We start from the raw sequence: 20326 nt of genomic DNA, 5'->3' as shown, positions 1-20326 counted from the left end.
GGCCTGCCACCTCCCACCGTTCGTCCTGAGTAGTGACCGAGTAGGCGAAGCCGTAGCGAGGGCGCGTATCGAAGGACAGGTTACCGCGCGTGACGGTCCTTCGATACGCGCCCTCGATACGCCCCCAAGAGGGGCTACTCGGTCGCCACTCAGGACGAACGGGTGGGGGTGAGGTTGGGATGGTGGGGGCGAAACATGCAACCAGCCTCCCCCTCAATGCGCGACCACCAGCCCGTCCCCGCGTTCGCTTTCGTCGATCGGCACGATCCGCGGGATCAGCAGATGAATCGCGAGCAACGCGGTCAGATACGACCCCGCGCAGATCGCCAGCGCCGGCCCGTACCCCCAGCCGTGCGCGAGCGCATAAGCCTGGAACTGGATCATTCCGATCGAGCACAGGTTCCCGCAGAACGCCGCGATCCCGATCCGGCTGCCGACCGAGCGCGCCGGGGTGATGTCGGTCACCACCCCGAAGACGTTGGTCGAGAACCCCTGGTGCGCGAACAGCACGAGGCCCAGCAGCAACGCCGCCGACCACGGGCTGGACACGCTCTGGACGAACACCACCGGCAGCACGAGCAGCGCGTACCCCAGCATCGTCACCTTGCGCGCGCGGTTCACGCTCCACCCCGCCGCCATCAGCCGCGAGGGGAGGAACCCGCCGGTCAGCGCGCCGCACGCCGCGAGCACATAGACCAGCGCTACCGGCAAGCCGAGCTTGCCCTGTTCCATCCCGAACAGCCGGTGGAACAGATCGGGCAGCCACAGCAGCATGAAGAACCACACCTGATCCGACAGCACCTTCGCGATCGCGATCGCGAGCGTACCGCGCGTCCACAGCACCTTGAGCCACGGCACGGGCGCTGGCGCGACCGCATCGAGCGCGACCGGCTGGACGCGAATCGAGAACCACACGACGACCCAGATCAGCCCGAGCCCGCCCGCGACGAGGAACGCCGCCTGCCACCCGAACGCGAGCGCCAATGCCGGAATGAACAAGGGCGTGACGATCGCGCCGATATTGGGCGCGGTATTGCCGATCCCGAGCGCGATCTGGCGGTCCTTGTGGTTGAAATAGGTCGCCGCCGACTTGACCGCGGCGGGCGTTCCGACCGATTCCGCGATCCCGAGCAGGATCCGCGCGGCGAAGAAGGCGGGGACGGTAGTGGCGAAGGCGTGCGCCATCCCCGCGAGGCTCCACACCAGCACCCCGAGCGCGAACCCGATCCGCAGGCCGACGCGGTCGAGGAACCAGCCGGTGCCAAGGAACGCGAACGCGGTCGCGATCTGGAAGGCGGTGCCCATGTTGGCATAGTCCTGGTCCGACCAGCGGAACTGCGCCTCGAGCGTGGGTTTCAGCAGCGCGAGGATCTGCCGGTCGACATAGTTGAGCATGACCGCGACGAACACCATCGCGACGATGATCCACCGGGCTGCGCCGCCTCGCATTGCCATATGCGCTCCACTCCTGTCTTTTTCTTGAGACAGCGTTGTCAGATATCGCTGCGTTCGGCTAGACCCGATCGCATTCCGTCGTCCGGTCTTGTCCCGGGGTCTGCCGCGCTCCAAGACATGAAGGTGCGGTGTGCGGCACGGTGAACCCCGGGACAAGCCCGGGGTGACGCAAAAAGGGTCGGTGAAGCGCGATGGCATCCAGGCAACCGAACCGTCCGCTGCCGATGGCGGCCGATCTCTACGGCGACCTGTACGGTGACGTCTCCGCAACGCCGAAACGCGACTGGCGGGGGTATGCGCCGGGACTGGTGGTGGTCGTGATGGGGACGCTCGCCGCGGGGTTCCTGTCGGATCATTACGGCGTGCCGCTGACGCTGATGGCGTTGCTGATCGGCCTTGCGCTCAACTTCCTCAGCGCGGATTCGCGGCTGACCCCGGGGCTGGCGTTCGCGTCGCGCTCGCTGCTGCGCTGGGGGATCGTGCTGGTCGGCGTGCGGATTACGTTCGGGCAGATCGTCGCGCTCGGGCCGGTCGCGTTGCTGAGCGTCGTCGGGATCGTCGCCCTTACGATGGCGGCAGGGGTGTTCGCGGCGCGGCGGTTCGGCTTCGATACCGCGTTCGGGTTGCTCGCGGGCGGGTCGGTCGCGATCTGCGGTGCGAGCGCCGCAATGGCGCTGGCGACGACGCTTGGCGAGAAGCGCACGACGCAGGCGCAACTGACGCTGGTGCTGGTCGGCATCTCCGCGATGAGCGCCTCGGCGATGATGCTCTACCCGCTGGTCGCGCATGCGCTCCACATGAGCGACCTCAAGGCGGGGTTCTTGCTCGGTGCGGCGATCCATGACGTCGCGCAGGCGCTGGGCGCGGGCTATTCCTACAGCGACGGCGCTGGCGGGATCGCCGCGATCGTCAAGCTGACGCGCGTCGCGCTGCTCGCCCCCGTGCTGGCGGTGGTCGCGGTGGGGCTGTCGCGGTTCGACCCGAACGGCGGGGCGGGCAAGGCGAAGGGGCCGGGGGTTCCGTGGTTCGTGGTCGGATTCTTCGTGCTCGCTGGGATCAATTCGTTTGGGGTGATTCCGCCGATCGTTGCGACCGGCGCGGAAAAGGCGGCGGCGGCGATGCTTGCCGCCGCAGTGACCGCGACCGCGATCCGCTCGCCGCTCGCGCAATTGCTCGAGGCCGGGCCCAAGCCGTTGCTGGTGATCCTGATCGCGACGCTGGCGGCGTTTGCGCTCGCGCTCGGGGCGGCGGTGTTCCTGATCGGGTAGGGAGCGGGCGGCTTACGCGGCCCCTGGCGACTCGCCGAACACCCCGATCTCGCGCCCGCCCTCCGACGACAGCCGCGCGCGGTACAGGCCGGGGGTGGTGAAATGCCATGCCGCGGTGCCATCGGGCGCCGCGACGATCACCCCGCCGGTCCCGCCCATCGCGCGCACTTCGTCGAGCACGGCCTTGGCGGCTTCGGTCATCGGCATGCCGCCGATCCGCGCGCGCGCGCAGATTTCGTGCGCGACGCCGACGCGGATGAAGAATTCGCCCGACCCCGTGCACGACACCGCGCCCGCGCGATCATCGGCATAGGTGCCCGCGCCGATCAGCGGCGAATCGCCGATCCGGCCCCAGCGCTTGCCCGTGACGCCCCCGGTCGAAGTCGCGGCGGCGACATGGCCATGCGAATCGCACGCGACCGCACCGACCGTGCCGTATTTCATGTCGACGTCGAACGCGCCGCCGCCCGCGAGCATTTCCGCCAGTTGCGCGCGGCGTTCGGGGAGGACGAGCCAGTCCTGCGTCGCCGCCTCGCAACCCTGTTCGCGCGCGAACATGTCTGCGCCCGCGCCACTCAGCAGCACATGCGGGCTGTGCGCCATCACCGCGCGCGCCAAGGACACGGGATGCCGCGTCGCGGTGACGCCGGCGACCGACCCGGCGTTGCGGTCGCGCCCGTCCATGATCGCGGCGTCGAGCTCGGCGACTCCGTCGTGCGTCAGCGCGGCACCGCGGCCGGAATTAAAGTGCGGATCGTCTTCCAGCACGCGCACCGCCGCCTCGACCGCGTCGAGCGCGCTGCCATCGCCTGCCAGCACCGCCGCGCCTGCATCGAGCGCGCGGCCGAGCGCTTCGGTCGCCCCCTCGACCTGCGCGGGGGTGAGCGTCGCGGGCGTCATTTGCCCGGCACCGCCGTGGAGCATCAGGGTCCAGCTCATGTCGTGTGTTCCTTGTGCGGGAAGGGACGCAGCCCGATCAGCGGCCGCAGCCAGCCGATCTCGCGCCCGATCAGGTAAAACAGCCAGCAGCCACCGATCGTCGCGACGACGAGCACCGCGAATTCGGCGAGCGGCGACAAGGCGAATGGCAGCAACGCGCCCTCGACCCCGACGATGATCGTCTGGTGGATGATGTAGAAGGGAAACACCGCCTCGGTCAGCGTCCGCCGCCAGCGCCGGTCGAAATTGAGGAAGCGGTCGGCCAGCGCGATCAGCGCGACGACCATGCTCCACCCCTGGACCGCGCGCGACGCCGCGAACAGCGTGCCATAGGGCCAGCCGGGCATGCTCCCGCCCGGCCAGCGCAGCTCGATCGCGGCGGCGGTCGCGTAGCTTGCGACCGCGACGATCAGGGCCGCGGGCCACCAGCGATGGATCGCCGCAAGTGCCGCGGGCGAGCCGGCAAGCGCGAAGCCGAACAGGAAGCCGGGGAGATATTGCGCGTGCGACACGCTGTCGCGGACGAGGTCGTTGGTCGGCCCGATCCCGGGGAACAGCCACGCGCTGACCAGCACCAGCCACGCCATCGGCAGCAGCCACACCAGCACCGTGCCGAACACCCGGTCGAACAGCGGCTGCAGGCTCCGCCGCCCGACCAGCGCGACGCCTACCACCAGCAGCATCGTGTACAGCCAGAGATAGCCGACGAACCACAGATGCTGCCACGTCGGCAGCGGCAGCCCACGCACGCGCGCGAAGCGGAAATAGTCGTGGAGCAGGAAATAGCCGAAGTCGTGGGCGTAGCCGCGCTGCGTCGTCAGCTCGATCCACGGCTGGATCGGCACGACGACCAGCACCCCGAACAGCAATGGGAGCAGCAGCCGCCACGTCCGGTTGCGCGCGAACCGGCCCGCGCCGTGCCCGCGCGCCAGCAACGCGCGGCTGGCATAGCCCGAGACGACGAACAGCAGCAGCAACCGCCAGCTGTTGAGTGCGAGCATCGGCACCACCACCCAGGGGATCGGGTGCGCGGTCTTGGCGTGATAGCCCCAAGGGACGAACACCATGCCGATATGGTAGAAGATGAGCAGGCCGAACGCGCCGATTCGCAGCCAGTCCAGACCATAATGCCGTTCCATCGCGCTTCCCTTAGCCGATGATCGCGCTTTGGCCAGCGCGACCGGGCGAGTGCCCACGCTTTCGCGCGGCAAAAGGTTCCCGTTCGGCGATCGAGACGCTATATCGGCCCCGCAGCGAAGGAAATTCTCCCCATGTCCCTACGTCCGTGGCGCGATATCATGCGCCGTCAGTCCCGCCAGATCATGGTCGGCAACGTGCCGGTCGGCGGCGACGCGCCCGTCACCGTCCAGACAATGACCAACACGCCGACCAGCGACCCGCGCGCGACGATCGACCAGATCCGCCGCTGCGAGGACGCTGGCGTCGACCTGATCCGCGTCTCCTGCCCCGACGTCGAGAGCACCGCCGCGCTGAAGCAGATCGTCCGCGCGAGCCGCGTGCCGATCATCGCGGACATCCATTTCCACTACAAGCGCGCGCTCGAAGCCGCAGACGCGGGCGCGGCGTGCCTGCGGATCAACCCGGGCAATATCGGCTCGGCGTCTCGCGTGCGCGAAGTGATCGACGCCGCCAAGTCGAACGGCTGTGCGATCCGGATCGGCGTCAACGGCGGCAGCCTCGAGAAGCATCTGCTCGAAAAATACGGCGAGCCGTGCCCGGATGCTTTGGTCGAATCCGCGATGGATCACATCAAGATCCTGCAGGACCATGATTTCCACGAGTTCAAGGTCGCGGTGAAGGCGTCCGACTTCTTCCTCGCGGTCGCCGCCTATCATCAGCTGGCGGAGCAGGTCGATTGCCCGCTGCACTTGGGCATTACCGAGGCCGGTGGATTCGTCGGCGGGACGGTCAAGTCGTCGATCGGGATCGGCTCGCTGTTGTGGGCCGGGATCGGCGACACGATCCGCGTCTCGCTTTCGGCTGAGCCCGAGGACGAAGTCCGCGTCGGGTTCGAGATCCTCAAGTCACTCGGCATCCGCAACCGCGGCGTGCGAGTCGTGTCGTGCCCGTCGTGCGCGCGGCAGGGGTTCGACGTGATCCGCACCGTGCAGGCTTTGGAAGAGCGGCTCCAGCATATCCGCACGCCGATGTCGCTGTCGGTGCTCGGCTGCGTCGTCAACGGCCCCGGCGAGGCGCGCGAGACCGACATCGGGCTGACCGGTGGCGGCAACGGCAAGCACATGGTGTATCTGTCGGGCGTGACCGACCACACGGTCAACAGCGAGGACATGCTCGAACACATCGTCAAGCTGGTCGAGGACAAGGCCGCGTCGATCGAGGCGCATGAGGCGGCGCTGGCCGCGGCTGCACCGGTGCCCGTGGCGGCGGAATAGGTCCTGTGCTATCTGGTGGGTCCTGGAGGACCCACCATGACCTATCATGCCAAAGTCATCGCAGGCGGCAAGCTCGTGATTCCCGCCGATCTTCGGCGCGAGTTGGGAATCGAACCGGGCGACTCGCTGACCGTTGATCGGGACGAGGCGGGTCATATCGTTCTCAAGACCCGCGCCCAGGTTGTGCAGGAAGTGCAATCGACGTTCCGGGCTTTGCGCGGCCCCGCAGTGAAGGGCAGCATCGTCGATGAGCTGCTTGCAGAGCGGCAGGAACAGGCGCGGCTGGAACAGCAGAAGATGGACGACTGGCTGGCGGGTAAACGGTGACTCCCGTTCTCGATGCGTCGTCGATCCTCGCTGTCATCTTCGAAGAACCCGGCGCCGATATCGTGATCGCGCATAGCGATGGCGCATTGCTGTCCGCGGTTAATCTCGATGAAGTGCTGCATAAGAGCGCGCGGCGCGATATCGCGGGTTCCGACGTGGAACGGCAACTGACGAAGCTGGGCATCGTGATCGCCCCATTCGCTTTGACGGACGCCCGTATCGCCGCTGCGTTGCATCCGCGAGTCGATCGTACCGGAACATCCTTCGCGGATCGGGCCTGTCTGGCGCTCGGCATCGCGACGGGCGGGCCGATCTTCACGTGCGACGGCAAATGGCTGAAGCTCGGTCTCGACCTCGATATACGGCTGATTCGGTGACCGTTCGCAGCGCGAGGCACGCCTTCTCGGTCGCCGCGATCGGTATCGGCACCTATTCGGCGATGGACGTCTTGATGAAGGGCCTCAGCATCACCAGCGGCGCGTATAGCGCGGTGCTGTGGCGCTCCTTCGTCGGGGTCATGCTGCTCGGCACGGTGTTCCTGCTCAGGCGGCGGGCCTTCCCGGGGCGGGCGGCGTTGAAGCTCCATGCGCTGCGCGGGGCGACCGGGGGGATTTCGGTCCTGCTGTTCTTCTGGGGGCTCGTCCGTGTGCCGATGGCGCAGGGGGTCGCGCTGACTTTTCTCGCCCCGCTGATCGCGCTGTTCTTCGCCGCCGTCCTGCTCGGCGAGACGATCCGGCGCGCGGCGATCCTCGGCTCGGTGATCGCGAGCCTCGGCGTGCTCGCGATCGCGGCGGGGGAGGTGCAGGGGCATGCCTCGACCGCCCATGTGCTCGGCTCGGTCGCAATCTTCGCGGCGTCGATCTTCTACGCCTATTCGCTGATCCTGCTGCGGCAACAGGCGCAGGTCGCAGATCCGCTCGAGGTCGCACTTTTCACGAGCATCGTGCTCACCGCCCTGTTGCTCGTGGGAGCCTGGTGGTTCGCCGAGGTCCCGAACGTGGCGCAACTCCCCGCGATCGGTGGCGCAGCGGTGCTCGGGTCGATTTCGGCGATGGCGCTGGCCTGGGCATACAGCCATGCCGAGGCGCAGGTGCTCGCCCCGGTCGAATATACCGCGTTCCTATGGGCGGGGCTGTTCGGCTGGTGGGTGTTCGACGAGCGCGTCTCGCTCTACACCCTTGCCGGCGCGGCCCTCATCATTGCGGGCTGTGTCTTCGCCATTCGCGGCCCCGCCGCACCCGCCCCCCAGACCGAGGCCGCCGCATGATCGAAATTCGCCCCGCCACCGCCGACGACGTCGCGCTGATCCTGCATTTCGTCCGCGAACTGGCCGAATTCGAGCGTGCCGCCGACAAGGTCGTCGCGACCGAGCCGTTGCTCCACAACGCCCTGTTCGGCGCGCATCCGGCGGCGGAAGCGGCAATCGCGTCGCTCGACGGGACGCCGGTCGGGATGGCGCTGTTCTTTCACAATTTCTCGACCTGGACCGGGTGGCGCGGGCTGTATCTCGAGGATCTCTACGTCACGCCGGAAGCGCGCGGCAGCGGCGTCGGCAAGGCGTTGCTCAAGCATCTCGCCGCGCTTGCGGTCGAGCGCGGGTGCACGCGGTTCGAATGGTCGGTGCTCGACTGGAACGAGAAGGCGATCGCCTTCTACCGTTCGGTCGGCGCGCTGCCGATGGAGGAATGGACCGTCTACCGCGTCACCGGCGACGCGCTTGCGACGCTCGCGGACACGGCCTGATGGCGGTCGACCCGGGACTGATCGCCTGGGTCGAGGAGGCGCTCGCGCCGGTCGGCGGGGTGACGAAGCGCGCGATGATGGGCGGGGCGACGCTCTATCTTGACGGGACGATTTTCGGGATCGTCGCGGGCGATCTGCTGTGGTTCAAGGCGGATGCGGAAAGCGATGGAGCCTGGGATGCCGCCGGGTGCGCGCGCTTCAGCTACGACATGGGGGAAGGGCGGACGGGCACGATGAACTACCGTCGCGCGCCGGATGACGTGTATGACGATGCCGATGCGTTGCGCGACTGGGCGCTGCTCGGGGTTGCGGCGGGAATGCGGGCACCGGTGAAGCGGAAGAAGCCGGCGAAGTCACCGGGCCCATAACCGTCACCCCGGCTTTTCCGGGGTGACGGGGGATCGCCCGTGCGCTGAGGCATGGGCGTTTGCTTCAGGCGTCGACGTCCATGCCCGGGGCCGGATCGCCTGCCTTCTTGGCCTCTTCATACCGCTCGATCGCCTCGATCACGACCTTGCGCGCTTCCTCGCGGTCGCCCCACTTGCCGACGCGGACCCACTTCTTCTTTTCCAGGTCTTTATAGTGGGTGAAGAAATGCTCGATCTGCTCGAACACGATCTCGGGCATGTCGCCGCGCTCGTTGACGTTCGAATAATAGGGGAAGGTCGAGTCGACCGGCACGCACACGAGCTTCTCGTCGCCGCCGGCTTCGTCTTCCAGGTTGAGCACCGCGATCGGCCGCGCACGGACGACGCAGCCCGGGATGAACGGCGAGCGCGCGACGACGAGCGCGTCGAGCGGATCGCCATCGGGCGACAGCGTGTGCGGCACGAAACCGTAGTTCGCCGGATAGCGCATCGGCGTGTGGAGGATGCGGTCGACGAACAGCGCGCCGCTCGCCTTGTCGAACTCATATTTCACCGGCTCGCCACCGGTCGGGACTTCGATGATGACGTTAAGGTCGTCCGGCGGGCTCTTCCCGACCGGGATCATGTCGATGCGCATTGAGTCGTCCTGTCTTGACTTGATTTGGGTTAATGCAAAAGTAAGCCTGCTATCCTGCCTTTAGCGGGGCATCAGCAGACGATCCAGACCGCCTTCGCCCGTCCCGCTCTTCTCGAGCCGTGGATAGCGCAGCCCACCGTGATACTCGAGAGCGACCGGCGCGATCGTATCGTTCGCCTTGATGAGCAGCGTGATCGGCGCCTTGCCGGTCTTGGCGGCGGTGATCGCGGCTTTCAGCGCGGTGTCCGAATAGCTCGTGCCGTTGACCGCGACGATGCTGTCGCCGACCGTGATCCCCGCCTTGAACGCCGCGCTGTCCCAGCCGACGCCGGTCACGCCGCCCTCCTTGTTGAGCGAAACGCCGATCGAATAGGTAAGGTCTGTCGTCTTGCGGGTCGACTCGGCGTTCTTGAACGTAAGCGTCGGCTCCTCGCTGTAGACGAGCTTGTAGCCGTTGTTCTCGAACCCGGTAATCGGCGCACGCGCGCCGGTTTCGGTGAGGCGCTTGGTCAGCAGGCCCGCCCAGTCATAGGGCTGGATCGCCTGGAGCGTCTTGACGACGTCGTCGAACGTGTAGGTGACTTCGCCATAATCGCCATCGGTCAGCCCGAAGAAGGCGCGGCCGAAATCGTCGATCGACTTCTTGCCACCCGACTGGCGGCGCAGGATCGAGTCGACCTCCATCCACACCAGCAGCCCCTCGTTATAATAGTCTTCCGAGCGCTGGTAGCTGGTCCAGCCCTTCGGACGGCGCTGCGAGATGACCGGATCGTTCGTGGTGTCGACCATGTCGCGCCAGTTGCGCGCCGGGCGGTTGTCGAGGCTCGCGAGGATCATCGCATAGCCGTCGAGCGTGTCCTGTTTCGAGACGATTCCCGACCGCGCCTGGAGCACATAGCCCCAGAATTGCGTCTGCCCTTCATAGACCCACAGCAGGCTGCCGCGCATCGGCATGCGGAAATCGGGGGTCCACAGGTCCGCGCCGCGGCGGAACTTGCCGTCCCAGCTGTGATTATATTCGTGCGGCAGCAGGTTGCGCGGCCCCGGGCCGTCGTTCCACTTGGTGAAATAGCCGAGCTTGACGCCGTCTTCCGACGAGCGGTGATGCTCGAGCCCGATCCCGCCCATCAGGTCCGAGATCGACAGCAGGAATTCATAGGTGTCGTAATGCTGCGACCCGTAGAGCTTGACCGCCTGGTCGACGAGCCGCTTGTGCGCGGCGATCTGCTCCGGCGTCGCGGCGAGCTCGGCGGCGGTGTCGGCATAGACGTCGAGGTTGACGCGCGGGCTCAGCGCCCACTGCTTGTAATAGCGCCCCGCGAGGACGGGGGAATCGACCAGCACTTCGTAATTGGTCTTCTCGTACGAATAGGTCGCGCCGCTCGCCTTCGACGGCAGGCCCGACGAGGCGGTGAACCCAGCCGGATATTTGACCGTCGCCTTCACCGGGATCTGCCGGGTGAAATAGCCCGCCGGGTACAGGCTCATCGAGTTCCACTGGAGCCGCAGCATGTTGGGGGTCATCACGATCGAGCCCTGGTCTTCCTTCGTCGCCGACAGGAATTGCAGGTCGATGTCGAGCTTGCTCACGCCCGCGGGCACGTCGATGTGATAGGCGTAGACGTCGACCGGATCGCGCGTCCATGCGAGCTCCTTGCCGCCCGCACGGATGTGCAGCGCGGCGAGCTTGTCGAGCTGGCCGGTCGGCGAGTGGTTGCCGGGCAGCCACTTGGGGAACAGCAACGTCATCGCCCCCGCCTGCACCCCGGTCAGCGTCTCGCGCGTGGTGAAGATCCCGCGGGTCGTGTCGGTCGCGTCGATGTCGAGCGTCATCGTGCCGGGGAAGGGCACGTCCTGCGCGGCCGGGATCGTGTCGACGATCGGCACCGGCTGCGGCTTGGAATTTTCCGCCAGCACCGGCGCGGCGGTGGACAGCAGGACGGCGGTGAGCGCGACGCGACGGATCATGCAGGGGACTTTCGCATTGGGAGGAAAGGAAATTACGCTGTTACGGTGACTTAAGCGGGCAAGGCGGCGCGCGTCCAGCCCATCAGCCGCCGCCGCCGCTGCTGCTGCCGAGCACGTTGATCGAGAAGGCGAGCACGCCGATGTTGAAGACGAACGCGGCAAGGCATTGCCCGAGCACGGTCCGCCGCACCCGCCGCGAGGAGATTTCGACGTCCGAGGTCTGGAAGGTCATCCCCAGCGTGAAGCTGAAATAGAGGAAGTCCCAGTAATCGGGCTCGTCGCATTTGGGGAAATCGATCCCGCCCTGATCCTTGCCGTCGTCTTCGTCGTCGGAATAGAAGAGATGCGCATAATGCATCGCGTAGATGGTGTTCGAGAACAGCCACGCCACCACCAGCGTCCCGATGATCAGCAGTGTGCCGACCAGGTTGGTCTTGCCCTGCGTCTCCTTGAACACCGACGTCAGGATGACGAGCATCGTCAGCCCGGTCAGCACGAGCAGGCCGGCGCGGTTCGCATCGTTCGCAGCCGCCTGCTTGCGCATCGCCCCGGCCTCGCCCCGGCGCAACAGCGGCAGGATCGCGACCAGGAAGAAGACGCCCGCGACATCGAACGACGCCATCGTCCCACGACCCCAGCCGAGCGGCGGGATCGCGACGAACAGCCCGGCAACGAACAGCAGCGTGAAGAGGATGAAGCGGGGCGGAGCAACCTTGTTGCCGATGTCGAAAGCCATGACGCGGGTGTTGCAGAGCTTTCGCGCCGCCGCAATCCCGCGTGTTACAGGTGCAGCGCACGCCGCGCCATGACGCCGGCGATGAACAGCAGATACACGCCGAACACGCGCTTGAGCGGTTCGGCGGGGAGCGCGTGCGCGGCGGCGACGCCGAGCGGCGCGGTCAGGATCGACATCGACGTGATCACCACCGCGCCGAGCACGTTGACATAGCCCAGCGATCCGACCGGCAACCCGGGCTTGCCGAGCCCGATCAGCACCCAGCCGATCGTCCCCGGCACCGCGATGATGAAGCCGAACCCCGCCGCGGTCGCGATCGCCTTGTGGATCGTGCGGCCGCACAGCGTCATCACGATCACCGCCACCGTCCCCCCTCCGATCCCGAGCAGCGACGAGAACAGCCCGAGCGACCCCGCGATCGCGGCGCGGACGCCCCCGCTCGGCATCGTGTCGCTGACCTGTCGCCGCGCGAGTTTCGGGACGAGGAAGTTGATCGACATCAGCGCGATCCCGCCCGCGAAGATCAGTGCGAGCGTCTGGCCGGTCATGCGCTGCGCGAGCACCACGCCGACCCCGACGCCGAGCACGATCCACGGTGCCCAGCTTCGCAGGATGGTGAAGTCGACCGCGCCGCGCCGCGCGTGCGCGAGCGTCGAGCGAAGCGCGGTGACGACGATCGTCGCGAAGGAGGTGCCGATCGCGACATGCGTATATTCGGCGGGATCGCCCCCGAGCAGCGGCAGCAGTGCGATCATCGCGGGGACCACGACGAACCCGCCGCCGATGCCGAACAGCCCCGCCGCGAACCCGGCGAACAGCCCGGCGGCGAGCAACGCGAGGATGACCGGCGCCCAGCCAAGCATCGCGCTCATGCGGCGCGACCGTCGGGGTGTGGTGGCGGCGACGAAGGGCGGGGGGACAGGAGGCGCATCGAACCCTTTCCGAAAAGATCGGTGTGGCCCTGCGGATGCTGAAAAGGCGCTGTGACCGCGCCCGTTGCGAAGGATGCTGCGGCGCAGCGCGGAACGTGTCAAGCACCCCGGGTCACTGCAGCGCGACAAGCATCTGGCGCAACGCGCGGGGCTCGCCTAGAGAATCGCAGGCTATGGCCCGTATCGAAACCCCCAAGCGTATCCGTGGAACGCAGGACATCTTTGGCGACGAGCAACGCCGCTTCACCCGCGTGGTCGAGGCGTTTGATCGCGTCCGCAAATTATATTGCTTCCAGCGCGTCGACATCCCCGTGTTCGAGAGCACCGCAGTCTTCGCGCGCTCGCTCGGCGAGACGACCGACGTCGTGTCGAAGGAAATGTACACGTTCGAGGATCGCGGCGGTGATTCGCTGACGCTGCGGCCCGAATTCACCGCGGGCCTGGCGCGCGCCTATCTGACCGAGGGGTGGCAGCAATATGCGCCTTTGAAACTCGCGACGCACGGGCCCGTGTTCCGCTACGAACGCCCGCAAAAGGGGCGCTTCCGCCAGTTCCACCAGATCGACGCCGAGGTGATTGGCGCGGCCGAGCCCGCCGCCGACGTCGAGCTGCTCGTGCTCGCGGACCAGTTGCTCCACGACCTCGGGATCGCGGACGGCGTGACGTTGCAGCTCAACACGCTCGGCGATGCCGAGACGCGCGATGCGTGGCGGGATGCGCTGGTCGCGCATTTCGAGGCGCACAAGGATTCGCTATCCGAGGACAGTGTCGCGCGTCTGGAGCGCAACCCTTTGCGTATCTTGGACTCCAAGGATCCGCGAGACCGACCGATTGCCGACGCTGCGCCCGATATCGATGCCTATCTGACGGTGGAAGCGCGTGGCTTTTTCGATGCGGTGACCGCGGGGCTGGATGCGGCCGGCGTCGCGTGGACGCGCAATGCACGGTTGGTGCGCGGGCTCGATTATTACCGGCACACCGCGTTCGAATTCGTCACCGACCGGCTCGGCGCACAAGGCACCGTGCTCGCTGGCGGGCGCTATGACGGGCTGATCGGGTCGCTCGGCGGGTCGGAGACGCCGGGCGTCGGCTGGGCGGCGGGGATCGAGCGGCTGGCGATGTTGCTCGAGGAGCCTGCGGTCGACACGATCGATGTCGTGATTGCGGTCGAGGACGATGGCGCGATGTCCACGGCGTTTCGCGCGCTGAAGCTGTTCCGCGAGAACGGTCTCTCCGCCGAGATGGTCGCGACGGGCTCGCCACGCAAACGCTTCGACAAGGCGGCGAAGATGGGGGCGAAGGTCGTCGTCGGGCTGCGGCTCGACGGGGATGCACCCGTGTTCAGCACGCGCGCGGCGGCGGACGTTGTGGAACATGAAACGGTGAAGACGCTGACGCAGCGACTGGTCGCGGCATGATGACGTTTGTCTCACTCGCTTCCCCGGCGAAGGCCGGGGCCCAGTCGTGGAACGGCAATTGTTCTCGGGCAGTCCGCGCTTCCGTCGGCCATCCCGACTGGGCCCCGGCCTTCGCCGGGGAAGTGCCGAAGGTCGCTGGGGAAGTGTTGAAGGGTATGCGCACCGCATGAGCTCCATCTCCCCCGAACGGATCGCGCAGATCGAGGCGCGGCGTGACGAACTGTCCGCGTTGATGGCGACCGGCGACCTCCCGTCCGACCGCTTCGTCGCGGTGTCGAAGGAATATGCCGAGCTCGAACCGGTCGCGCGCGCGGCGGGCGAGGTGCGGCGGTTGCGCGCCGAGCTTGGCGTGCTCGCGGGCATGGAAGCCGACGACGACCCCGAGATCAAGACGATGGCGCGCGAGGAGATCGAGGCGATCCGCGGCACGCTGCCCGTGGCCGAGCGTGCGCTGTCGCTCGCGTTGCTGCCGCGCGACGCCGCGGACGAACGCGCCGCGATGCTCGAGATCCGCGCCGGCACCGGCGGCGACGAGGCCGCGCTGTTCGCCGCCGACCTGTTCCGCATGTACCAGCGCTATGCCGAGGGGCAGGGGTGGAAGGTCGAGCTGATCTCCGCCTCGAGTTCCGAAAGCGGCGGGTTCAAGGAAGCGATCGCGTCGGTCGAGGGCAAGGGCGTGTTCGCCAAATTGAAGTTCGAAAGCGGCGTCCACCGCGTCCAGCGCGTCCCCGCGACCGAAGCGCAGGGGCGGATCCACACGTCGGCGGCGACCGTCGCGGTGCTGCCCGAGGCGGAGGAGGTCGACGTCAAGATCGACGACAAGGATCTGCGGATCGACGTCTATCGCTCGTCGGGGCCGGGCGGGCAGTCGGTCAACACGACCGATTCCGCGGTCCGGATCGTCCACATCCCGACCGGTCTGACGGTGATCCAGCAGGACGAGAAGTCGCAGCACAAGAACCGCGCCAAGGCGATGAAGGTTTTACGCACCCGGCTCTACGAGGCCGAACGCGAGCGGCTCCACAGCGAACGCGCGGGTGCACGCAAGTCGATGGTCGGGTCCGGCGACCGGTCGGAGCGGATTCGCACCTATAATTTCCCGCAGGGGCGCGTCACCGATCACCGGATCAACCTGACGCTGCACCGGTTGCCGGAGATCTTGCAGGGTGAGATGGAAGAATTGCTCGGGGCGTTGATCGCGCAGGACGAAGCGGAGCGGCTGGCGTCGCTGGATGGCTGACGCGGCGGATACGTCTAAGCCCCTCCCCCTCGGGGGAGAGGTTGGGGTGGGGCTGTGCAGCGCGCCCGACTTCAGTGGTCTCTGCGAGGCCTCTCCCGACCCCTCCCCTGAAGAGGAGGGGCGGATTAGGGCGGCGCTTGCTTCTGCAACCGCCGTGCTCGCCACATTCAGCCATACCCCGCGGCTCGATGCCGAACTGCTGATGGCGCACGCGCTCGCCATCCCGCGCGAGACGCTGCTGCTCTCCCGGCTCGACGCCGTCGTGCCCGACACCTTCGCCCCGCTGCTCGCGCGCCGGCTCGCGCAGGAGCCGATCGCCTATATCACCGGGACGCGCGCCTTCTGGACGATCGAGCTGGCGGTCGGCCCCGGCGTCCTCGTCCCGCGCGCGGACAGCGAGACGCTGCTCGACGCGGCGGTCGACCATTTCGCGAAGCGGCCACCCGCGCGCATCCTCGACCTCGGGACCGGCCCGGGCACCTTGCTGCTTGCGGCGCTGGCGGAATGGCCGGCCGCGACGGGGGTGGGCGTCGACCAGTCGGACGTCGCGCTCGGCTTCGCCCGGCGCAACGCCGCAACGCTCGGCATCGCGGATCGGGCGAGCTTCGTGCCGGGCGACTGGGCGGACGGGATCGACGAGACATTCGACCTGATCCTCGCCAACCCGCCCTACATCGGGACAATCGAAAGCCTCCCGCGCGAGGTTGCGGAGCATGAACCCGGTGTAGCGCTGTTCGCCGGGGTGGATGGGTTGGCGGACTATTACCGGCTTGTCCCGCAGCTCCGTACGGTGCTCGCGCCCGGCGGCGCGGCGATCCTCGAGATCGGCGCGACCCAGGCGGACTCGGTTAGCGCGTTGCTTCGAAAGCAGGGTTTCGATGTCGACCTGCGGCACGATCTGGGCGGCAACCCGCGTGCGCTGATCGCCACGAAAGCGGCTTGACGGATCGCATGGCTTTTCCAATATTCCGCTTGGAGAATGCGCAGCAAACCGCTATTGCAACCCCTAGGGGCACGCATTTTCATCGTAACGTGTTGAAAATGGGCTGTTGCCCGCTCCCTTCGTCATGCAGTTGCCCGGTCCGGCGACGCTGGCAAGCGCGCTTCGCCGATGGTCGGCGGTCGGTGCGCAAGGGGCATTTGCATTCATATTTCTGGAGCACGACCCGGTTGGTTTCCAAGGACAGGACAACAAGAACTTGATCAACAATCGTCAGGCCGGTCGCCGTCGCGGCCGTGGCGGGCAGCAACAGCGCTCGCAAGGTGGTGGCAATCCGGGCCGTCTCGATACCGGAAACCGGATCGACAATCGCGCCCGCGGCAATGCGGCGCAACTGCTCGAGAAATACAAGACGCTCGCGCGCGACGCCCAGATGCAGGGCGACCGCGTCAACGTCGAATATTACCTCCAGTTCGCAGACCATTACTTCCGCGTGCTGGCCGAAACGCGCGCGCGGATCGAAGAGAATGGCGGCCCGGTCCAGCGTCGCATCCAGGGTGCGACGCTCGACGAGGACGATACCGAATTCGAGGACGAAGGCGAGCGCATCGCCCCCGTGGAGCAGCAGCGCGGCAACCCGAACGGCCAGAACGGCCAGAACGGGTATCGTCAGGAGGGTCGCCAGGACACGCGTTCCGACGGCAACCGCTCGGACGGCAACCGCTCCGACAGCAACCGTCAGGAACCGCGCGCGGAGTCCGGACGCAATGACGGCAACCGCAACGACACCCGGAACGACCAGCGCGGCGACGGTGATCGCGGGTATCAGCGCGGCGGCAATCGCGCCAACGGCGACCAGCAGAATGGCGCGGTCGAAGCACGCGGCGACGATTCGTCCGAGCGCCCACGGCGGTCGCACAACGGCGCGAGCCAGGACGACGGCGGGTACGAGCGCCAGCGGGACCAGCAGCGCGATGCGCCGCGGGGCACGGACGATCGCTACGCCCGGACCGATAGCCGCCCCGACAGTCGTGACGAGGAGTCCCGTCAGGACGCCGCCGCGTCCGAGGCCGTGCCGGTGACGACGGAACAGGCCGCGCCGGTCCAGTCCGACGCCGCCGAGCCGCCGCGTCGCGGTCGCGGGCGTCCGCGCCGCGATGCCGCGACCGCGCCGGTTGCTACCGCATCCGAGCTCAAGGATGACTCTGCCGACGACAACAGCTTCTCGGCGGATCTCCTGCCGCCGTCGCTCAATGTCTCGGCGGTCGTGTCCGACGACCCCGAAGCCGATGCCGCCGAAAAGCCTCGGCGGCGTCGCGGTCGCCCGCCGATCGTGCGCGAGACCGATCCGGTCGCCTGAACCCGTTTGCCGACCGCCCGGGCCCCGCGCTCGGACGGTCGGCCCGGGCGGTCGGTCAGCCTTTATTCCGGATCGTCGATGGATTCGTCATGGCCGCTTCCCGAACTGAGGAAGACGAGCCCCATCAGCGCCGCGGCGAGCATGATTGATCCGCCCGCGCCGCCGATCACCGCCAGGATCGCGACCCAGCCCAGCGGTCCGTAGACCTGTTCCAGCACTAGGATCGCGCCCGCGATAAACACGACCGCGACGATCGCCATCCAGCCGAGCACCCGGCGGTAGCGCGCCCACGCGAACGCAGCATAGTCGGGGTCATCGAGGCCTGATCGCTTCGGCATGCTTCCCATTGCCGCGCAAACGTGAAATCCTCAAGCGCCTGGAGACTCGGATAGCGAGCGCAGACAGGAGAGCGATGATGACGATCGGAGCCATTTTGGGCGGCAAGGGACGCGAGGTCGTCTCGGTCACCGCGGATCAGAGCGTGCGCGCGGCGGTCGCGCTGCTTGCGGAACGCCGGATCGGCGCGGTGCCCGTGCTCGACGGAACGCGGATCGTCGGCATCTTCTCGGAACGCGACGTGATCTACGCGGTCGCCAGCCAGGGCAATGACGCGCTCGGCCAGACCGTCGCCGACATCATGACCGCGCCTGCGATCACCGTCGGTCCCGACGAAGCGGTGATCGGCGCGCTGTCGCTGATGACGCGGCGCCGGATCCGCCATCTGCCCGTGGTGGACGGCGATCGGATCGTCGGGATGGTGTCGATCGGCGATCTCGTCAAATATCGCATCGACCGGATCGAGGCGGATGCCGAGGCGATGCGCAGCTACATCCAGTCCGCCTGAGCAAGGTCTGACTGTGGGCGGCGCGAGACCCCTGCGCCGCCTGCGCGATCGAATCGACGCCCTAAACCGCTGGTTCGATTACCGGGCGCGCGTCCGCTGGCGTCCGCCGGATCGTCTGGCGCACCTCGCGCACCACGCTCCGGGCGAACAGCCCGAGCCACCCGGCATAGAGCGTCACCCCGCTCGCCACCAGGATCAGCAGCCGCGGGAAAGGCCCCATCGCGGGGAGCAGCCGGTCGACCAGCATCACCCCCAGCGCCATCGCCACCGCGGCGATCAACCCGGGGGCGATCGCCACGATCACCGCGCGGAGCGTGGTGCCGATCACCGGGAGCGACCGCCACAGGCTGAAGCCGAGATAGACCGGATACGCACAGATCCACGCCGCGGCGAGTCCGGTCGGCCCATAGGGCACCGCAACCAGGAACCCGGTCGCGAGCACGACAGCACCGAATGCGCCGTTGCGGACGCCGATCCCGGGCCGATTGCGCGCGTCGCACGCGGGTTGCAGCAAGACCTGCAGCGTCATGAACGGCATGGCGAGCGCGAGGAGATGCACGACCGGGGCGGCCCCGCGCCATTTGTCGCCCAGGACCGTCAGCACCAGCGGCTCGGCCACGACTGCCAGACCGAAGTAGAACGGCAGCGCCGCCAGCATGATGATCCGCACGCTGCGGTTGAACGCGGTGGCCACCGCCGCCCGATCGTGCTGGATCCGCGCATAGGCCGAGAAGGCGACTTCGTTGAGTGGGGGGACGATCTTCGACACGAAGATCTGCGTCAGGAACAGCGCCTCGCTGTAGAGGCCGAGCGTATAGGGGCTGAAGTTGCGCCCTGCGATGAAAACGTCCGCCTGGCTTTGCGCGAACCAGAAGAACTGGCCGACCGCCATCACCCCGCCATACCGCGCCATCGCCCCTGCACCGCGAAAGTCGAAGCTCGGCCAGACGAGCGAGCGCGCCGCGATCGTCATGCCGATCGCGCGGACCCCGAACAGCACGATCGGCGCAAGCACCAGCGTCCAGACGCCAAGCCCGGCCAGCGCGCCGCCGAGCGCTGCACCGGCGCCTGCGACCGACGCGATGATATTGGCGCGCGCCTGCATCCGGAAATCGAGGCTGCGCGAGAGGAGGGCATAAGGGAGCGCGATAAAGGGGGTGGTGAGATACAGCAGCGCCTGGACGCGCAGCATGTCCGCAATGATCGGCTGGCGATAATAGGCGGCGGCGGCCGGCGCGAGCAGCAGCGCCTGGATTGCCGCCAGGATGAGGTTGAGCAGCAGCAGCATCCCGAACAGCTGGCGGATGTCACGCTGCGTGATCTCCGCTTTCTGGATCAGCCCGCTCGCCAGGCCATAGCCGTTGAGCATGTTGAGGAACACCAGCACCACCCCGGTCATCGCGAACAGACCGTAATCGTGCGGGTCGAGCAGGCGAATCACGAGGAAGGTCGCTGCCCATTGCACCAGCTGCGCGAGGATCTGGCTCCCGGACCGCCAGATCACGGCGCTGCGCACCTGATCGGCGAGCGATTCAGCGCGGGCAGGGGGGGATTCGGATTGGGACGCCATCCGTTCAGCCGTAGCGCGCAAGGCTTTAAGGAGGCCTGAATCCGCGGAGTTCCGCGGGTTTGACGCGCAATTGAAAGAAAAGTGCAAAAAAGCGTTTGACCGAATCGTGTGCCGGCCATAGAGGGGTGTCACCGCAGCGACGGACCGAACGGTTCGCTTCTGCAGTT

General features: G+C 67.4%; 21 protein-coding genes. 12 read left to right on the top strand and 9 right to left on the bottom strand.

All coding sequences use genetic code 11. The annotated features are described in order from the left end of the window. Positions 1-213 precede the first annotated feature (213 nt). Entirely contained in the window at positions 214-1455 is a 1242-nt protein-coding gene (locus tag RI03_RS00120; protein ID WP_010214372.1) for an MFS transporter, read from the bottom strand. A gap of 224 nt (positions 1456-1679) precedes the next feature. Here RI03_RS00120 and RI03_RS00115 point away from each other — a divergent pair, with 224 nt between their 5' ends. After that, positions 1680-2723, top strand: coding sequence for a YeiH family protein (locus tag RI03_RS00115; protein ID WP_010214370.1), 1044 nt, complete (start codon positions 1680-1682; stop codon positions 2721-2723). 12 nt (positions 2724-2735) lie between these two features. Here RI03_RS00115 and RI03_RS00110 read toward each other — a convergent pair whose 3' ends face one another. Further along, entirely contained in the window at positions 2736-3662 is a 927-nt protein-coding gene (locus RI03_RS00110; protein WP_010214369.1) for an isoaspartyl peptidase/L-asparaginase family protein, read from the bottom strand. Next, positions 3659-4801, bottom strand: coding sequence for an acyltransferase family protein (locus RI03_RS00105; protein ID WP_010214367.1), 1143 nt, complete (start codon positions 4799-4801; stop codon positions 3659-3661). Before RI03_RS00105 ends, RI03_RS00110 begins: the two co-directional genes overlap by 4 nt. A 132-nt stretch (positions 4802-4933) precedes the next feature. Between RI03_RS00105 and ispG the strand changes: the two genes are divergently transcribed. From ispG to RI03_RS00075, 6 genes are all read left to right on the top strand, one after another. Then, positions 4934-6076: a flavodoxin-dependent (E)-4-hydroxy-3-methylbut-2-enyl-diphosphate synthase gene (ispG, locus tag RI03_RS00100; protein WP_026046324.1), complete on the top strand. Its 1143-nt coding sequence runs from the start codon at positions 4934-4936 to the stop codon at positions 6074-6076. 36 nt (positions 6077-6112) lie between these two features. After that, the gene (locus tag RI03_RS00095; RefSeq protein WP_010214365.1) at positions 6113-6403 is read left to right on the top strand and encodes an AbrB/MazE/SpoVT family DNA-binding domain-containing protein; all 291 of its coding nucleotides are present in this window, start codon (positions 6113-6115) and stop codon (positions 6401-6403) included. Then, entirely contained in the window at positions 6400-6780 is a 381-nt protein-coding gene (locus RI03_RS00090; RefSeq protein ID WP_010214364.1) for a type II toxin-antitoxin system VapC family toxin, read from the top strand. Before RI03_RS00095 ends, RI03_RS00090 begins: the two co-directional genes overlap by 4 nt. A gap of 62 nt (positions 6781-6842) precedes the next feature. Next, on the top strand, positions 6843-7670 hold the full coding sequence (locus RI03_RS00085) for an EamA family transporter (protein WP_010161678.1): 828 nt from the start codon (positions 6843-6845) through the stop codon (positions 7668-7670). Then, the gene (locus tag RI03_RS00080) at positions 7667-8146 is read left to right on the top strand and encodes a GNAT family N-acetyltransferase (RefSeq protein WP_010214362.1); all 480 of its coding nucleotides are present in this window, start codon (positions 7667-7669) and stop codon (positions 8144-8146) included. Before RI03_RS00085 ends, RI03_RS00080 begins: the two co-directional genes overlap by 4 nt. Continuing rightward, complete coding sequence (locus RI03_RS00075) at positions 8146-8514, top strand: TfoX/Sxy family protein (RefSeq protein WP_010214361.1); 369 nt, start codon at positions 8146-8148, stop codon at positions 8512-8514. The genes RI03_RS00080 and RI03_RS00075 overlap by 1 nt, the downstream gene beginning before the upstream one ends. Positions 8515-8578: 64 nt before the next feature. On the opposite strand, the gene ppa is transcribed toward RI03_RS00075, so the two are convergent. From ppa to RI03_RS00055, 4 genes are all read right to left on the bottom strand, one after another. Next, positions 8579-9151: an inorganic diphosphatase gene (gene ppa, locus RI03_RS00070; RefSeq protein ID WP_010161681.1), complete on the bottom strand. Its 573-nt coding sequence runs from the start codon at positions 9149-9151 to the stop codon at positions 8579-8581. Between the two features lie 60 nt (positions 9152-9211). After that, the gene (locus RI03_RS00065) at positions 9212-11119 is read right to left on the bottom strand and encodes a M61 family metallopeptidase (RefSeq protein ID WP_010214359.1); all 1908 of its coding nucleotides are present in this window, start codon (positions 11117-11119) and stop codon (positions 9212-9214) included. An 82-nt stretch (positions 11120-11201) separates the two neighbouring features. Next, complete coding sequence (locus RI03_RS00060; protein ID WP_010214358.1) at positions 11202-11855, bottom strand: DUF1345 domain-containing protein; 654 nt, start codon at positions 11853-11855, stop codon at positions 11202-11204. 44 nt (positions 11856-11899) lie between these two features. Beyond that, the gene (locus RI03_RS00055; RefSeq protein WP_010214356.1) at positions 11900-12727 is read right to left on the bottom strand and encodes a sulfite exporter TauE/SafE family protein; all 828 of its coding nucleotides are present in this window, start codon (positions 12725-12727) and stop codon (positions 11900-11902) included. Between the two features lie 233 nt (positions 12728-12960). Here RI03_RS00055 and hisS point away from each other — a divergent pair, with 233 nt between their 5' ends. From hisS to RI03_RS00035, 4 genes are all read left to right on the top strand, one after another. Further along, a complete protein-coding gene (gene hisS, locus RI03_RS00050; RefSeq protein WP_010214354.1) occupies positions 12961-14205 on the top strand; it encodes a histidine--tRNA ligase in 1245 nt (414 codons plus the stop codon). Between the two features lie 166 nt (positions 14206-14371). Further along, positions 14372-15445, top strand: a complete 1074-nt coding sequence (gene prfA, locus RI03_RS00045) for a peptide chain release factor 1 (RefSeq protein ID WP_010214353.1) — start codon at positions 14372-14374, stop codon at positions 15443-15445. A 124-nt stretch (positions 15446-15569) separates the two neighbouring features. Further along, positions 15570-16388: a peptide chain release factor N(5)-glutamine methyltransferase gene (prmC, locus tag RI03_RS00040; RefSeq protein WP_026046323.1), complete on the top strand. Its 819-nt coding sequence runs from the start codon at positions 15570-15572 to the stop codon at positions 16386-16388. Between the two features lie 256 nt (positions 16389-16644). Beyond that, on the top strand, positions 16645-17745 hold the full coding sequence (locus RI03_RS00035) for a DUF4167 domain-containing protein (RefSeq protein WP_037514545.1): 1101 nt from the start codon (positions 16645-16647) through the stop codon (positions 17743-17745). Between the two features lie 62 nt (positions 17746-17807). Here the strand turns inward: RI03_RS00035 and RI03_RS00030 are convergent, their stop codons facing one another. Further along, positions 17808-18083 carry a hypothetical protein gene (locus RI03_RS00030; protein WP_026046322.1) on the bottom strand — a complete coding sequence of 92 codons (276 nt, stop codon included), beginning with the start codon at positions 18081-18083 and terminating at the stop codon, positions 17808-17810. A 77-nt stretch (positions 18084-18160) separates the two neighbouring features. On the opposite strand from RI03_RS00030, the gene RI03_RS00025 reads away from it, so the two are divergent. Beyond that, complete coding sequence (locus RI03_RS00025; protein WP_026046321.1) at positions 18161-18589, top strand: CBS domain-containing protein; 429 nt, start codon at positions 18161-18163, stop codon at positions 18587-18589. A 61-nt stretch (positions 18590-18650) separates the two neighbouring features. Here the strand turns inward: RI03_RS00025 and RI03_RS00020 are convergent, their stop codons facing one another. Then, positions 18651-20159, bottom strand: a complete 1509-nt coding sequence (locus RI03_RS00020) for a lipopolysaccharide biosynthesis protein (RefSeq protein ID WP_026046320.1) — start codon at positions 20157-20159, stop codon at positions 18651-18653. Positions 20160-20326: the final 167 nt, after the last annotated feature.

The organism is Sphingomonas sp. PAMC 26621, assembly GCF_000251145.1.
In the GTDB taxonomy this organism is placed as follows: Bacteria; Pseudomonadota; Alphaproteobacteria; order Sphingomonadales; family Sphingomonadaceae; genus Sphingomonas.
Note: the sequence above shows the minus strand (reverse complement) of the source record. Positions and strands in the feature narration are given on the sequence as shown.

What these genes read in the sequence shown, in the direction of transcription:
- RI03_RS00120 (WP_010214372.1), bottom strand. Translation starts at nt 1,455, where the DNA reads ATGGCAATGCGAGGCGGCGCAGCCCGGTGGATCATCGTCGCGATGGTG.
- RI03_RS00115 (WP_010214370.1), top strand. Translation starts at nt 1,680, where the DNA reads ATGGCGGCCGATCTCTACGGCGACCTGTACGGTGACGTCTCCGCAACG.
- RI03_RS00110 (WP_010214369.1), bottom strand. Translation starts at nt 3,662, where the DNA reads ATGAGCTGGACCCTGATGCTCCACGGCGGTGCCGGGCAAATGACGCCC.
- RI03_RS00105 (WP_010214367.1), bottom strand. Translation starts at nt 4,801, where the DNA reads ATGGAACGGCATTATGGTCTGGACTGGCTGCGAATCGGCGCGTTCGGC.
- ispG (WP_026046324.1), top strand. Translation starts at nt 4,934, where the DNA reads ATGTCCCTACGTCCGTGGCGCGATATCATGCGCCGTCAGTCCCGCCAG.
- RI03_RS00095 (WP_010214365.1), top strand. Translation starts at nt 6,113, where the DNA reads ATGACCTATCATGCCAAAGTCATCGCAGGCGGCAAGCTCGTGATTCCC.
- RI03_RS00085 (WP_010161678.1), top strand. Translation starts at nt 6,843, where the DNA reads ATGGACGTCTTGATGAAGGGCCTCAGCATCACCAGCGGCGCGTATAGC.
- RI03_RS00080 (WP_010214362.1), top strand. Translation starts at nt 7,667, where the DNA reads ATGATCGAAATTCGCCCCGCCACCGCCGACGACGTCGCGCTGATCCTG.
- RI03_RS00075 (WP_010214361.1), top strand. Translation starts at nt 8,146, where the DNA reads ATGGCGGTCGACCCGGGACTGATCGCCTGGGTCGAGGAGGCGCTCGCG.
- ppa (WP_010161681.1), bottom strand. Translation starts at nt 9,151, where the DNA reads ATGCGCATCGACATGATCCCGGTCGGGAAGAGCCCGCCGGACGACCTT.
- RI03_RS00065 (WP_010214359.1), bottom strand. Translation starts at nt 11,119, where the DNA reads ATGATCCGTCGCGTCGCGCTCACCGCCGTCCTGCTGTCCACCGCCGCG.
- RI03_RS00060 (WP_010214358.1), bottom strand. Translation starts at nt 11,855, where the DNA reads ATGGCTTTCGACATCGGCAACAAGGTTGCTCCGCCCCGCTTCATCCTC.
- RI03_RS00055 (WP_010214356.1), bottom strand. Translation starts at nt 12,727, where the DNA reads ATGAGCGCGATGCTTGGCTGGGCGCCGGTCATCCTCGCGTTGCTCGCC.
- hisS (WP_010214354.1), top strand. Translation starts at nt 12,961, where the DNA reads ATGGCCCGTATCGAAACCCCCAAGCGTATCCGTGGAACGCAGGACATC.
- prfA (WP_010214353.1), top strand. Translation starts at nt 14,372, where the DNA reads ATGAGCTCCATCTCCCCCGAACGGATCGCGCAGATCGAGGCGCGGCGT.
- RI03_RS00030 (WP_026046322.1), bottom strand. Translation starts at nt 18,083, where the DNA reads ATGCCGAAGCGATCAGGCCTCGATGACCCCGACTATGCTGCGTTCGCG.
- RI03_RS00025 (WP_026046321.1), top strand. Translation starts at nt 18,161, where the DNA reads ATGACGATCGGAGCCATTTTGGGCGGCAAGGGACGCGAGGTCGTCTCG.
- RI03_RS00020 (WP_026046320.1), bottom strand. Translation starts at nt 20,159, where the DNA reads ATGGCGTCCCAATCCGAATCCCCCCCTGCCCGCGCTGAATCGCTCGCC.